A 14,134-nucleotide genomic window follows, 5' to 3' on the forward strand; every position below is an offset into this window, starting at 1 on the left:
CCGCCTGTCCGGAGCCTTTTCCCATGACCGACATTGCCCTCGGCGCGTCCGATATCTGGAAGTCCTACGGCCCGGTTCAGGCCAACCGCGGAATTTCGCTGGAGGTCGCCCCCGGTCAGATCCATGCCATCGTCGGCGAGAATGGCGCGGGAAAATCGACCCTGATGCGGATGTTGCAGGGCCTGGAGCGGCCGGATCGCGGGCATGTCATCGTCAATGACGCCCCCGTGCAGTTTTCCGGCCCCGCCGAGGCGCTCGGGCTGGGTATCGGCATGGTGCATCAGGAATTCATGCTGGCACCCGAGTTGACGCTGCTGGAAAATCTGGTGCTGGGCGATGAGCCGGTGCGCGGTGGCTTTGGCCCGCTTGCCCGCATCGACTGGACCAAGGCCGAGGCGCAGGGCCGCGAACTGGCCGACCGGATCGGCATCGAGGTTGATTGGCACCGTCGCGCGGGCACGGCGCCGGTGCATATCCAGCAATTCGTGGAAATCATCCGCCTGCTGCGCCGGGGCACGCGGATTCTGATCCTCGACGAGCCGACCGCCGTGCTGGCCCCGCAGCAAGTCAACGAGCTTTTTGACCTGTTGCGCCGCATTCGCGACGACGGCACCACCATTTTGTTCATCAGCCATAAAATCCGCGAAGTCACCGCGCTGGCCGACCGGGTGACGGTGATCCGGCAAGGCGCGCTGGCCTTCAGCGCCACTATCGCCGACACCAGCGGCGAGGAAATCGCCGGGCATATCGTTGACGGCGCGCCGCCCGAACGCGACAGCACGCCGCGCAAGACGCCGGGTGCGCCGGTGTTCCGGGTCCGTGGCCTGAACGCGCCGTCGATCAACAAGTCACAAGCCCTGCACGCCATTGATTTCGAGGTGCGCGCCGGCGAGATCGTCGGGCTGGCGGGCGTGGCGGGCAATGGGCAGGTCGAGTTGATGGAGGCGCTGATCGGGCTGCGCCGCGCACAAGGCCGCGTCACCTTGCACGACACGGATCTGTCGGGCACTGGCACCAAGGCGCGCCGTCAGGCCGGGATCGGCTTTATCAGCGAAGATCGCCGTCACGAGGGCTTGGCGATGGCCGCCTCGATCGAGGATAACGTGGTGGCCGGATCGCAGCGGAGTGCCCCCATCGGGCGCGGCTGGTGGCTGAACCGCCGGGCCCTGCGTGCCGAGGCTGGCGCGCGGCTGGCGCGGCTGGCGGTGCGCTTTGGCCGACAACGCGATCCGATTTCCAGCCTGTCGGGCGGCAACCAGCAACGTGTTGTTTTCGCGCGGGAAATCGCATCCTCGCCGCCGCTTTTGCTGGTCTCGCAGCCAACCCGCGGTGTCGATCTGAACGGCATTGCGGCGATTCACGGCATTCTGGAGGATTTCCGGGCGCAGGGCGGTGCGGTGCTGCTGGCGTCCGAGGAGCTCGATGAATTGCAGATCCTCGCCGACCGCATTCTGGTGATGGCCGACGGGCGTCTGGTGGGCGAGGTCGCCGCCGATGCCGACCGCCGCCAGATCGGCCGCATGATGGTGATGGAGGGCGCGCAATGAAATCGGTGATGGTTCGCGAATGGCTCGAAAAAGGGTTCGGCTTTGCCGTGCCGGTGATCATCGCCGTGCTGGTCAGCTCGGTCGTTTTGTTGAGCATCGGGGAAAACCCGCTCGACACGTTCTCGTTGATCCTGTCCGAGTCGTTTGGCTCGGCGCGGCGGATTGCCTCGACGCTGTCGGCGGCAACGCCGCTGTTGTTCACCGCGGTCGCCACCGCCCTGTGTTTCCGCGCGGGCGTGTTCAACGTCGGCGTCGAGGGGGCGTTTGTCGTCGCCGGTCTGGCCAGCGTCGTGGCGGGTTTCAGCCTGCCCGCAGAGTGGGGCTGGGCGCTGATTCCGATCTGCCTGTTCGTCGGGGCGGCGTTTGGCGCGATCTGGCTGTTCGTGCCCGGCTGGCTGTTGGCGCGGCTTGAGGTGGATGAGGTGGTCTCGACGCTGATGTTGAATTTCGTCGCCGTGGGGATCACCGGCTATCTGGTCAACGGCCCGTTCCTGTCGCGCCAATCGGGCAACAATGTCACGCCGAATGTGCATGACGGGGCGGAACTGGCGCGCTTGATGCCGCCCTCGACGCTGCACAGCGGGTTTCTGATCGGGCTGGCGGTGCTGATCGCCTATGCGCTGTGGAGCCGCCACACCCCGGCCGGGGTCGAGGGCGCCTGGGTTGGCCTCAACCGTCGCTTTGCCCGCGCGGTCGGCATCTCGGTGCCGCGCACGATCATTGGCGCGATGGTGCTGTCGGGCGTGGTCGCGGGGCTGGGCGGGGCGGCGCATGGCTTGGGCCAGTTGTACCGCTTTACCGACGGGTTCTCTGCCGGTTACGGGTTTACCGGCATGGCGGTGGCGCTGCTCGGGCGCAACCATCCGGTCGGCATCTTGCTGGGCGCGATCCTGTTCGGGGCCTTGGCCTCGTCGGGGGCGACGATCCAGCTGTTCTCGAATATCCCGCTGGATCTGGTGAACATCATTCAGGGCATCGTGATGATTTTCGCGGTGGTGGAACTGGGCCGCATCACCCTGCGACGGAGGGCACGGGCATGATTGAACTGATACTCGCCGCAGCATTGGTGCAGACCACGCCGATCCTGCTGGCGGCGATTGGCGGGCTGGTGAACCGGCAAGCGGGCATCGTCAACATTGCGCTGGAAGCCAAGATGCTGGTCGGAGCCTTTGTCGCGGTGATCGTGTCATCGGCAACCGGCAGTTGGCCGCTGGCGCTGATGGCGGCGGCGGTTTCGGGCGCGGTGATCGGCTATTGGTTCTCGCTGAGCATCACCCGGCTGGGTGCCAACATGATCATCGCCGGGCTTGGCCTGAACGTGTTGGCGGCGGGCGCGTTGGGCTTTGTGATGACCATCGTTTATGGCTCATCGGGCACGCTCAGGCTGCCCGACATGGCGCTGCTGCCGCGCCTTCCGTCCGACTGGGTGGCCGATCTTCCGCTGGTTGGCACGATTCTGGCGGCGCTGGATCCGCTGACGGTGTTTGCGTGGATCTGCGTGGCAGTCCTGCCGTTCCTGCTGAGTTCGACGCGCATCGGCTTGTGGGTGCGGGCGACCGGCAATGCCGCGCCGGTGGTCAGTTCGGTGGGGCTGAAGCCCGCGCTGGTGCAAGAGGCCTCGACCGCGTTTGCCGGGTTTTTCGCGGGGCTCGCGGGGGCGCATCTGGCGCTCTATTCGCTGGGCATTTTCAACGAAGGGCTGACCGCCGGGCGCGGATTCATCGCGCTCGCCGCGTTCTACTTTGGCCGTGACAGGCCGTGGCAGACGGCGGCGACCTGCCTGTTCTTTGGCCTGCTCGACGCCGGGCAGATCCGTATGCAGACCGTTGGTCTGCCCCCCCGTTTGATCAGCGCGCTGCCCTATCTGATGGTCTTGATCGCGCTGGTCCTGACCCAAGTTCGCGCCCGCAGGAGGACATAATGAACCGCACCGCGCTTTTGGTCATCGACATGCAGAATTCGTTTCTGCACCCTGATGGCGAGAATTTTTACCCGGATGCGCCCGCCGTGATCGCCCCGGCGCTGCGCCTGATCGAGGCCGCCGACAAGGCCGGTGCGATCATCGTGCATGTGTCCGAAGGCCACCGCGCCGGGTTCGAGGATTTCGAGCAGCGCCGCCTGCCCACGCACTGCATATCCGGCGCGTTCAACGCCGCGTTCTACGAGGGCTTTGGCCCCGCCGGGCGCGCGCGCGAAATCACCATCGTCAAGCGCCGCTATTCGGCATTTTTCGGCACCGATCTGGCGTTGTTCCTGACCGAGCAGAAGATCGACCGCGTGGTGATCTGTGGCGTGAAAACCAACGTCTGCGTGCGCGCCACCGCCACCGATGCCTTTGGACACGGGTTCGAGGTGGTCTTGGCGCGTGAGGCCACCAATTCCAACCGCCGCAATCTGGCCGAGGCCTCGATCGAGGATATCGACCGCTATGTCGGCAAGGCGGTGGACATGAAGACGGCGCTGGAGTTGCTGGCATGAGCCAACTTGTCGTCACCGGCTACGCCAGCCTCGACTATGCCGTGGGGCTGGACGGGCAGGCGCTGGGTGACACCACGACGCTGATCGCGCGCCGTGATCCGCAGGCCTGGCCGCGTGCCGGGGGCTGCCCGACCTATATCGCCGCCGCTGCCGTGCGCGCCGGGCAAAACGCAGCACCTGTGATGTGGGTTGGCAGCGGGGCCGAGGGGCAGCGGTTCAACGACCTGCTGGCCGGGCAGGGGGTGCCGACCGAGGGGATCGGTGTCACCGATTCTGCGCGCTCGCCAACCTCGATGCTGATCTATCAGGCCGATGGCAGTTGCATGTGCCTTTATGACCCGGCGCTGGACCGGCGCGAACGGTTGACCGAGGCGCAGCGCGGGCTGATCGCGCAGGCCAGCCATCTGTGCATATCGGTCGGGCCGCCGCAGTTGATGGATCAGATCCTCGATGCCTGCCCGACGGGCGCGCGGCTCTATTGGGCGGTGAAAAACGACCCCGACGCGTTCCCGCCCGCGCTGCGGGCGCGGCTGTCAACGCGGGCGGATGTGATTTTCTGCAACGCGTCCGAGGTCGGGCTGATCGGCCCGACGCAGGCGGTGATCGTGGAAACCCGGGGCGCGCGCGGGGTTGCCGTGCGGCAGGGCAGCAGGTCAGGCGAATTGCCGACCCAAGCCGTCGAAATCAAGGACGCCACCGGCGCGGGGGATACCTTTGCGGGTGGATATATCGCCGCTGAAATGGCGGGCGCAGACAAGATGAAGGCCGCTCAGGCAGGGCTGGAGGCCGCCGCCGCATTGCTGAACGCGCGGTTAGAAAGGATGACGACATGAAAAGAGCTTGGTACACGGGTCATTCCGCCGACGAACTGGGGTCCAGCGCGATCCTTGTCGGCGACCCCGAGCGCGTGGGCCGCATTGGTGCGCTGCTGCAAGATCCGGTGTTCCTGCCGGTCAAGCGCGGCCTCGCCACGGTGACCGGCACATGGAACGGCAAGAAGGTCAGCATTGCCGCCTTTGGCATGGGCGCGCCGATTGCCACCATCGTGCTGCATGAATTCGCCGATCTGGGGATCAAACGCTTCGTGCGCATCGGCACGGCGATGTATTTCCCGCCGGCCTCGGGCGGGGATTTCCTGATCTCGGATGACGCGCTGGTGTTTGACGGCACCTCGCCGGCGTATGGCGTGCCAATGGGCGAGCGGGTGGCGGCTGACACATCGCTGGCCGACCGGCTGGCCGCCAGCGCCACTGCGGCGGGCGAAACCCCGACGCGCGGGCTTTATGCCACCTATGACGCCTTTTACCGCGACATGTTCGGCATCGACGCCAAGGGCAACGCGCGCGCCGCACAGATGCGCCGCGACATGGCGGCCAAAGGCGTCGTCGCGGTGGATATGGAGACCTCGGCGCTGTTGGCGGCGGGCCGCGATCTGGGCGTTGCGGTGGCGACCCTGTGCTACGGCACGGTGGACGCGCTGAGTCAGGAAAAGCTGGGGGCCGAGGCCCTCGAATCCGGTGAATTGACCATGTTCAAACTCGCGCTCGACGCGATCACGGCAGACTGAAAGGACAGACCATGACAGATATGCCACACCGCTATTTGCAGACGGTGATCGACCGTTTGACCAAAGTGCGCGACACCCAAGGCGACGCGATCGCCGCCGCCGCCGAGGCCTGCGCCAAGTCGATCCTCAACGACAAGCTGGTGTTCACCTTTGGCACCGGCCACGGCTCGTTCGCGGCGATGGAGATGTATCCGCGCACCGGCACCGTCACCGGGTTCCGGCCGATGGTGGAAAGCTCGATGATCTCGTTTCACCGGGTGCTGGGCGACGCGGGCGCGCTGCAATACCGGTTCATTCACGGGCAGGAAGGCTACGGCGACGCGATCTTTGCCAGCCATCAGACCGACCCCGGCGACACCATGCTGATCTTCTCGCATTCGGGTCTGAACGCGGTGACGCTGGATATCGCGGTGGCTGCGCAGAAAAAAGGCATGACCCTGATCGCCGTGACCTCGGTGCCGCATTCCAGCGCCACGCCGTCGCGCCACAGTTGCGGCAAGCGGCTGTATGAAATCGCCGATATCGTGATCGACACCGACGTGCCCCTGGGCGATGCGGGGATCGAGATTGCCGGCGTGAAGGGCAAGACCGGCGCGACCTCGACCTCGATTGCCATTGCGATTGGCCATGCGATCAACTCGACCACCGCCGAACTGGTCGCGGCGGCGGGCAAGGACCCGTATTTGATGGTCAGCCCCAACACCACCGACAAGGCCGAGGCCACCAGGCAAAACGACAAGAACTACGCCGAACTCTGGCGTCGTCTGAGGATGCGCTGAGATGCTGGATCGCGGATTTTTCATCAATGGCGCGTGGGAAATGCCCTCGGGTCTGGACCGGTTCGAGGTGATCAACCCGGCCAATGGCGCGCGCGTCGGCTCGACGCTGCTGGCCGACGCCGCCACCGTCGAGCGCGCGGTGATCGCCGCCGAGGCGGTGTTCCCGGCCTTTTCGACCACGCCCGCCCGCCAGCGGGCCGACATGCTGCACCGCGCCGCCACACTGGTCGAGCAACGCGCCGAGGACATGGCGCGGTTGTTGACGCAGGAACAGGGCAAGCCGGTCTCTGACAATATGAAAGAGATCCTCTTTGGCTGCGAGGTGATGCGCTATTACGGCGAGCAGGCGGTGCGCACGGGGGGGTCGATTCGTCCGTCGTCCGCGCCGCATATCCGCAATCTGGTGACCTATCACCCGATTGGCGTGACGGCGGCGATTGTGCCGTGGAACTATCCGATTGACCTTTATGCGTGGAAGATCGGCCCGGCGCTGGCGGCGGGTTGCCCGATCATCGTCAAATCCCCGCACGAGACCCCGCTGGCCATCGCCATGTTCGTTGATTGCCTGCACGAGGCGGGCTTTCCGCCGGGCACCATCGCCGATCTGCCGGGCCTTGGCCCGATCGCCGGCGAGGCGCTGTCAACGCACCCGCGCATTCGGGCACTGTCGGCCACCGCCTCGGTGCCGGCGGGGCAGGCGATCATGCGCGCCGCGGCGGGCAACATGAAACGTCTGTGCCTGGAGTTGGGCGGCCACGCGCCGTTCATCGTGTTCGACGACGCCGATCTGGAGGAAGCCGCGCGCGCCGCGCATCGCCGCGCCTTTTCCAACATGGGCCAGATCTGCATCACCGTGAACCGGGTGCTGGTGGCGAAAAGCGTGGCGCCGCGCTTTGCCGAGATTTTCGCCAGCCTTGCCGATGAAACGGTGATCGGCGACGGGATGGACCCGGCCATCGGCTATGGCCCGGTGCAGAACGCCGGGGTGATTGCGCGGATGGACCGCCATGTGGCGGATGCCACGGCACGCGGCGGGCGGCTGGTCGCGGGCGGCGGGCGCGCCACCGGCAGTGGCTTTGACGACGGGCTGTTCTATCGCCCGACGGTGATTGCCGACGCGCCGCTCGACAGCCTGCCGATGACCGAGGAAACCTTTGGTCCGGTGGTGGGCATGGCCGCGTTTGACAGCACCGCAGAGCTGCTGAAAATCGCCAACGGGCTGGAATACGGCCTCGCCGCCTATGTCTACAGCGGCGATCTGGAGCGCGCCTGGTCGATTGCCGAACGGCTTGATTTCGGCGCGGTGGGTGTCAACGTCAACGACACCAGCGAGTTGCAAGCCCCGTTCGGCGGCTGGAAAATGAGCGGCTTTGGCCGTGAACTCGGCCCCGAGGGGCTGGAGACCTATCTTCAGGCCAAGCACCTCAAGCTGCGCCTGCGCTCGATGACCTGAAACATCCGCGCGCCCCGCCTGATCGCCGGGGCAGGGCGCGCGGGCCTCGGTGTCACGCGATCAACCAGCCGCAGTTGAAATATCAAGGGGTCGCTGCTTGCGTATCAGCGACCCCTTTTGACCCTGAAAAGCCCGCCCGGCGTGAACCGGGCGGGCCGCCGTTGAAACCGGCAATGGTGGGTCTTAGCGCTCGGCGCAGGCGCGCAGAACTTCGACGTCCGGGCCGTTCGGCGTGCGGCCAAGGTTGAACGGAGCCGACGCGTCACGCCAATGGGCGTAGTCGTTCAGATATTCAACCTGGCTCAGATAAACGCGCGCAGAATGCGGGTTTTCGCAGGCGACTTCTTCGATCGTGGCGTTGGCCATTTCCTGAATGGTGGCCAGCGTGGCATCGTCAAGACGCGTGATCTCGATCCCGGCCTCCTGGAACTGGGCGTAGGCTTCGTTCGAGCGACGCTCGGTGAAGGCCAGCGACCACAGCATGGTGGCGTCAGCGGCGACGCGCAGTTGCGCGCGGGTCTCGTCGCTCAGCGCATCCCAGGCGGCCTTGTTGATCATCACCCCAAAGACCGAGGAGGACTGGTGCCAACCGGGCAGCGACCAATGCGTCGTGACCTGCTGGAAACCGCCCGACCAGTCAACGTTCGGCGTCGAGAATTCGGCACCGTCGATCACACCACGCTCAAGCGCCTGATAGATCTCGCCACCGGCCATCGACACCTGACTGCCGCCGAGTTGGGTCAACAGACGACCTTGCTCCAGCCCCGAGAGGCGCAGACGCAGACCTTGCAGGTCGGCGGTGGTGGAGATCGGCGTGTTGGTGCGGAAGCCGGATTCGTTGTTGGTCACGCCGTAAGGCAGGTACACCATGCCATACTGGCCATAGATCTCGTTGTAGATCTCGAAACCGCCCCATTGCTGGATCCAGTTCACATAGTCCACGGCGTTGAACAGGCTGGCGTGGGTGGCCAGCGGCGAGAACGCGGTGTCACGCCCTGCCCAGTAACCCGGCCAGTCAGCGCCCGCCTGAACGGTGCCCGATTCCACGGCGCCGAACACTTCGCCTGCGGGCACCAGAGTGCCGCCGTCAAAGAGCTCGATCGACAGGGCGTCGCCGGTCAACAGGTTTGCCAATTCGACAAAATGACGATCCATTTCGATCAGTTCCAGCGATGCTGGCCAGACCGTTGTCATGGTCCAGTTTTCCTGTGCGGCGACCGGTGCGGCCATGCCTGCGGCAAGGACGCCGACGGCTGCCAATGCGGTTGTTTTCAGTGTCATGTCGAAACTCCTCCAAGTCGTTGGTCTTAGGTTTAGTTGGTATACAACGTCTCCGGCAGCCAGGTGACGAGCTGCGGGAAGAACGCGATGGCGATCGCCATCAGCACGATCAGCCCGATGAAGGGCAGGACGCCGATGATGATGTCAGAGATACTGACTTCGGGCGGGGCAATGGCACGCATATAGAACAGCGCGTAACCAAAGGGCGGTGTCAGGAACGAGGTCTGCAAGACCACCGCCATCAGCACCACGAACCACAACAGATCAATGCCCATTTCCTGCACAACCGGCAGGAAGATCGGGAAGCTGAGCAGCACGATCCCGGTCCAGTCAAGGAACATGCCCATCACAAAGACGATCAGCATCATCACGGTGATCAGCATCCAGGGCTCCATGTCCAGCGACTTCAGCAGGGCTTGCGTCGCGCGCAAACCGCCGGTGATGTTGAACACGCCGGTGAACGCCGTCGCGCCGACCACGATGAACAGGATCATCGCCGAGGTGCGGGCGGTTTCGCGCATGGCGCTGGTAAAGCTTGCCCACTCGAATTTTCCGCGGAAAATCACGATCAAGAGCGCCATCAACACGCCAACCGCCGAGGCCTCGGTCGCGGTGGCGATCCCGGCCAGCATCGTGCCCAGAATGCCGAAGATCAGCAACAGGGGCGGCAGGGCCTCGACCATCAGCATCTTGATCAGGGCACCACGGCTGATGCGCTCATCCAGCTTGACGGCCGGGGCCAGATCAGGGCGGAAAAACGCGACGGCGGCAACATAGAGGCCATAAAGCAGCCCCAGCAACACGCCCGGCACCATCGCCCCGGCAAAAAGCTGGCCCACCGACAGCGACGAGTTCGTCGACATCAGGATCAGCATGATCGACGGCGGGATCAGGATACCCAGGCAGCCAGAGGCGGCAATCAGGCCGGTGCTCAGGCGTTTGGAATAGCCGTATTGCAGCATCGGCTTCAGCGCCATGACCCCCATCACGGTGATCGACGCGCCAATGATGCCGGTGGTTGCGGCCAGCAGGATCGAGATCACCACGACCGCCAGGCCAAGCCCGCCGGTGACACGCGCCAAGAGCAGGCGCAGCGCCTCGAACATTTTGTCGGTCACGCCGCTGTCGGACAGGAATCGCGCCATGAGAACAAAGAGCGGAATGGCGATCAGGACATAGTTATCCAGCACATCGCCATAAATCCGGTTCACGACGATCCCCAGGATCTGTGTCCGCCCGGCAATCACCGCACCCAGAATCGCCGTACCCCCCAGCACAAAGGCCAGCGGGTGACCCATGAACAGGCCCAGCACCAGAATCCCTGCCATGATCAGGGCAATCGTTTCACCCGACATCGGCGGTCTCCTCGGTCTTGTTCAGTACCAGCTTCAAGAACTCTGATATCCCTTGCAGCAACAGCAGCACGGCCGCGACGGCCATGGCGATCTTGACCGGATACACCGGCATCTGGATCGAGCCATAGGTGGTTTCGCCCTGATTCCAGGAGCGCAGCGCGAAAAGGTAGCTTTGATGGGTGAACACCCAGGCAAAGGGAAAGAAGAAAAGCGGGTAGCCCAACAGCTCGACAATGCGCCGCACCGGAGGTTTCAGGATACCCGTCACCAGATCCACGCGCACATGCGCCTGATGTCGCAGGGCATAGCCGCCCAGCAGGACAAAGTAGAATCCATAGAGATGTTTGGTCAGATCAAACGCCCAAAGTGTCGGCGCATTGAACACATAGCGCAACACGACGTCATAGATGATCAAACCGGCAAAAATTATGGCAACCCAAGAGATTACTCTACCGACGACCTCATTGAGTCCGTCGATCATTCGGATCAAAAGCATGCTGCCTCCCGCGGACAGGAATTACACCTGTGTTTTTTTTCTCACTATTTGGAGTCACGCCAACGAAGTCAACAGCGCCGGGTCGAGAAACACCGCGCCCGCGACGGAATTGGCCCGACGGTTCCGCGCGCCACGCTCCCCAGAGAAATTCGCCGCCTCCATGGCAGAGGCAAGATTGGCATGGATGATGGCAAAAGGCCCCGATTGGCACCGTGAATGCGGCGTTGCCCAGCCGTAAGCGCATGAACCGGTGCCCCGTGCTCCGCGCCAGCGAAAAGGTTCGCGCTTGCGCCGTGGAGCGGATGCGACCGAAGGTCGCGGGACGGTATTTCCGCGGCGGCGACGCCACCCGCATCCCGCGTCGCGACAAACCAGGCGCGGGTGTGAAGGGGCAACCAGCCCTCTGTGTCACCCTCGCCGAGCCTGCGCAGCCCCCGCGCCGTGGCGCAATCCGGCAAAGCACCAACGCTGAAGATCGCCCGCCGGTCTGTGATATCAGCGATGCGTTTGCGCCTTGCACAGCCGGTGATCGCCGAGGATCTCGATCACCCGGCAATGCCCCACCTCGCCGCCTTCGCAGCGCGCCAGCATCCGCGCCAACTCATCGCGCAGATCATTCAGGATGGCGATGCGCCGCGTCACGGTTTTCAGATGACGGTCGGTGATTTCATGCGCGTGCTGGCACGAGAGATCCGGGCGATCGGTCAGGCTGGCCAGTTCCAGGATATCGTCCAGCTCGAAGCCCAGTTCACGCGCATGGCGGATGAAGGTGAGCCGTTCCAGCGCCGCCTGACCGTATCGGCGCTGCCCGCCCTCGGTTCGGTCCGGTTCCGGCAACACGCCGCGCGCCTCGTAAAAGCGGATGGTGGTGACCTTCACGCCGCTCCGGCGCGCCATGTCGCCGATGGAATACTGCGCCATTGAGCTTTTCCTCTTGACCCTATAGCGACTGTAGCTTGCATAAGCCTATCAGGCTAGCGGGAATCACCGCCCCTTGGCATGGCATTTGAAGGAATTTGACCTTGGCACATGGACATCACCACCACCACGTTGACCCAGAGGCCGGCGACCGCCGGGTCTTTGCCGCGATAGCGGTCAATATGGGGCTGACCGTCGCGCAGGTGATCGGCGGCGTTCTGTCGGGGTCGCTGGCGCTGATCGCCGATGCGCTGCACAATTTTTCCGACGCGATCTCGCTGATCATCGCCTTTGCCGCCCGCAAGATTGCCCGCAAACCCCGCGATGCGGCGATGACCTTTGGCTATGGCCGGATCGAGATCGTCGCGGCGCTGGTCAACTATACGACGCTGATCATCCTCGGGCTGTATCTGCTGTATGAGGCCGCCGGGCGGTTCCTCGAGCCGCAGCCGGTGGCGGGCTGGATGATCGTGATCATCGCCGGGATCGCGCTGGCGGTGGATGTTGCCACGGCGCTGCTGACCTATTCGCTGTCCAAAGAAAGCATGAACATCCGCGCGGCCTTTCTGCACAACGTGGCCGATGCCCTGGGCTCGGTGGCGGTGATCGTCGCGGGGACGCTGATCATCCTCTATGACTGGTGGATCATCGACCCGATCGTGACGGTGTTGATCGCCGGCTATATCCTGTGGCACGCGTTCCTTGAAATCGGGCCGGTCATCCGCATCCTGATGCTGGGCAGCCCGCCCGATATCGACACCGAGGCCGTGTTGCAGGCCGTGCTGGCCACCGAGGGCGTGGACGGCATTCATCACGCGCATTTCTGGCAGATGACCGAGCATCGCGCGGCCTTCAACGCGCATGTGGTGATCGTGGCGGGGGAATGGAGCCGCGCTGACGCGATCAAGGCGGCGATCAAGGCCGCGCTGCATCAGCAGTTCGACATTGATCACACGGTGCTGGAGCTGGAATGCGCGCGCCATGTCTGCCGTGAGACGTCGAAATTCGGCTTCGATCACAGCCATGCGGCGCATGGCGGCTAACGGTCGGACCCGGTTTGGACGGCGCGTTGCGGGCCATTGGCGCGACTGTTTTGCGCCTTTGGCCCGCGGTTGCTGGTTTATTGCCCCTCGGTGACACAGTCCAAAACGGTTTCTTCGGTCATGAGGTTTTTCAACGTGGCCCCTTCGCCGGTTGACCACCACTCATATTGCCCCGCGACATAGCGCGCGCCGGATGCCGAGATAACGCCGACGAAAACGCGGGTGTCATCGTCAACCGGCACCAGCGCCAGACTGTCGGTTTCCGACGTGGCATAATGGACCTGCACAGTTCCCTTTGCACCGCATTGATAGGTTGTGGTGTTGAGATAGGCATCGTCAAGCTCGATGGTGATGGCAAGCGATGTATCGGCGGTTGCCGTCGTGGCGGTCAGGGCCAGCAGGGCAAGACCGAGGGCAATGTTTTTCATAGCGTTTCCTTTGTGGGGTGCAGCGTCATTTCAGCCGAGATTACCGGGTCTTGCGCCAGAGGTCGAGGTCCACCTCGGCGCTCTGCACGGGCGCGTGAACAGGGTTCGGACGCGCGCCAGACCCGCGCCGGAACCGCGCCGCACAGGGTCGACGCCGACACGTCAGGGGGCAATCAACGCGCCAGCGCCAGGACCGCGCAAAATTCTTCGGCGAGGTCCGGGATACCGCGCCGGTTTCCGGCAATCTGACCCTCGAGCAGATGCCGGAAAACGCCGTCCACGGCGCCGTAAAGCACCTGAATCGACGCCCCCGAGGCACCCTCGCCCGCGATCTGCGCCACCAGCCCGATCAGCGAGGCTTCGATCTCGGTGACGACGGGCTGAAAGACCGGGTCGAACAGCGCCTGATTGCGGATGTCATACCACAGCCGGTGGGTGTCCGCGTCCTCGACAATCGCGGCGGCCAACCCCTCGGCAAAGGCGCGAAACAGGCTTTCGCGGGTGTCGGCCCCGGCAATGCGGGCGCTGATCTCGGCGGCGAACCGCTCTTTGTAGAGCCGCACGCAATAGATCAGCAGTTGCTCTTTGTTTTCAAAGTAATAGTGCAACATGCCCAAGGAGAAATCGGACTGCGCGGCGATGTCGCGCAGGGTGGTATTGGCGTAGCCATAGCGTTTGAGCGCCTCGATGGCGCTTTCGGCCAGCTCGCGTTTCTTGGCGTCGCGCTTGGCCCCCTTGGTGGCGGCGCGCACCGCGAGCTTTCCTATCGGCTTTTGATCGGTCATGGCC

General features: G+C 64.2%; 15 protein-coding genes. 9 read left to right on the forward strand and 6 right to left on the reverse strand.

Going from position 1 to position 14,134, the window contains the following annotated elements; translation table 11 throughout:
- Positions 1–23: 23 nt before the first annotated feature.
- The 8 genes from VDQ28_RS02735 to VDQ28_RS02770 are packed head-to-tail and all read left to right on the forward strand — an operon-like array spanning position 24 to position 7,824.
- On the forward strand, positions 24–1,547 hold the full coding sequence (locus VDQ28_RS02735; protein ID WP_323034478.1) for an ABC transporter ATP-binding protein: 1,524 nt from the start codon (positions 24–26) through the stop codon (positions 1,545–1,547).
- A complete protein-coding gene (locus VDQ28_RS02740) occupies positions 1,544–2,587 on the forward strand; it encodes an ABC transporter permease (protein ID WP_323034479.1) in 1,044 nt (347 codons plus the stop codon). The genes VDQ28_RS02735 and VDQ28_RS02740 overlap by 4 nt, the downstream gene beginning before the upstream one ends.
- Entirely contained in the window at positions 2,584–3,468 is an 885-nt protein-coding gene (locus VDQ28_RS02745) for an ABC transporter permease (RefSeq protein ID WP_323034480.1), read from the forward strand. Before VDQ28_RS02740 ends, VDQ28_RS02745 begins: the two co-directional genes overlap by 4 nt.
- Positions 3,468–4,025, forward strand: a complete 558-nt coding sequence (locus VDQ28_RS02750; RefSeq protein ID WP_323034481.1) for an isochorismatase family cysteine hydrolase — start codon at positions 3,468–3,470, stop codon at positions 4,023–4,025. The genes VDQ28_RS02745 and VDQ28_RS02750 overlap by 1 nt, the downstream gene beginning before the upstream one ends.
- Positions 4,022–4,858, forward strand: a complete 837-nt coding sequence (locus VDQ28_RS02755) for a carbohydrate kinase family protein (RefSeq protein WP_323034482.1) — start codon at positions 4,022–4,024, stop codon at positions 4,856–4,858. The genes VDQ28_RS02750 and VDQ28_RS02755 overlap by 4 nt, the downstream gene beginning before the upstream one ends.
- The gene (locus VDQ28_RS02760; protein ID WP_323034483.1) at positions 4,855–5,592 is read left to right on the forward strand and encodes a hypothetical protein; all 738 of its coding nucleotides are present in this window, start codon (positions 4,855–4,857) and stop codon (positions 5,590–5,592) included. Before VDQ28_RS02755 ends, VDQ28_RS02760 begins: the two co-directional genes overlap by 4 nt.
- An 11-nt stretch (positions 5,593–5,603) precedes the next feature.
- Complete coding sequence (locus VDQ28_RS02765) at positions 5,604–6,371, forward strand: sugar isomerase domain-containing protein (RefSeq protein WP_323034484.1); 768 nt, start codon at positions 5,604–5,606, stop codon at positions 6,369–6,371.
- Position 6,372: 1 nt separating this feature from the next.
- The gene (locus tag VDQ28_RS02770; protein ID WP_323034485.1) at positions 6,373–7,824 is read left to right on the forward strand and encodes an aldehyde dehydrogenase family protein; all 1,452 of its coding nucleotides are present in this window, start codon (positions 6,373–6,375) and stop codon (positions 7,822–7,824) included.
- 183 nt (positions 7,825–8,007) lie between these two features.
- Here the strand turns inward: VDQ28_RS02770 and dctP are convergent, their stop codons facing one another.
- The 4 genes from dctP to VDQ28_RS02790 all read right to left on the reverse strand — a co-directional run bounded on the left by dctP (position 8,008) and on the right by VDQ28_RS02790 (position 11,877).
- Complete coding sequence (gene dctP / locus VDQ28_RS02775; RefSeq protein WP_323034486.1) at positions 8,008–9,105, reverse strand: TRAP transporter substrate-binding protein DctP; 1,098 nt, start codon at positions 9,103–9,105, stop codon at positions 8,008–8,010.
- Between the two features lie 32 nt (positions 9,106–9,137).
- On the reverse strand, positions 9,138–10,460 hold the full coding sequence (locus VDQ28_RS02780) for a TRAP transporter large permease subunit (RefSeq protein ID WP_323034487.1): 1,323 nt from the start codon (positions 10,458–10,460) through the stop codon (positions 9,138–9,140).
- Positions 10,450–10,956, reverse strand: a complete 507-nt coding sequence (locus VDQ28_RS02785) for a TRAP transporter small permease subunit (RefSeq protein ID WP_323034488.1) — start codon at positions 10,954–10,956, stop codon at positions 10,450–10,452. The genes VDQ28_RS02780 and VDQ28_RS02785 overlap by 11 nt, the downstream gene beginning before the upstream one ends.
- 495 nt (positions 10,957–11,451) lie before the next feature.
- On the reverse strand, positions 11,452–11,877 hold the full coding sequence (locus tag VDQ28_RS02790) for a helix-turn-helix domain-containing protein (protein WP_323034489.1): 426 nt from the start codon (positions 11,875–11,877) through the stop codon (positions 11,452–11,454).
- Positions 11,878–11,978: 101 nt separating this feature from the next.
- Here VDQ28_RS02790 and VDQ28_RS02795 point away from each other — a divergent pair, with 101 nt between their 5' ends.
- On the forward strand, positions 11,979–12,917 hold the full coding sequence (locus VDQ28_RS02795) for a cation diffusion facilitator family transporter (RefSeq protein WP_323034490.1): 939 nt from the start codon (positions 11,979–11,981) through the stop codon (positions 12,915–12,917).
- Positions 12,918–12,994: 77 nt separating this feature from the next.
- Here VDQ28_RS02795 and VDQ28_RS02800 read toward each other — a convergent pair whose 3' ends face one another.
- The gene (locus VDQ28_RS02800; protein WP_323034491.1) at positions 12,995–13,345 is read right to left on the reverse strand and encodes an MliC family protein; all 351 of its coding nucleotides are present in this window, start codon (positions 13,343–13,345) and stop codon (positions 12,995–12,997) included.
- A 173-nt stretch (positions 13,346–13,518) separates the two neighbouring features.
- Positions 13,519–14,130 (reverse strand): TetR/AcrR family transcriptional regulator, encoded by a 612-nt coding sequence (locus VDQ28_RS02805; protein WP_323034492.1) that lies wholly within the window; start codon positions 14,128–14,130, stop codon positions 13,519–13,521.
- Positions 14,131–14,134: the final 4 nt, after the last annotated feature.

Source organism: Pararhodobacter sp., from assembly GCF_034676545.1.
Lineage (GTDB): Bacteria > Pseudomonadota > Alphaproteobacteria > Rhodobacterales > Rhodobacteraceae > Pararhodobacter.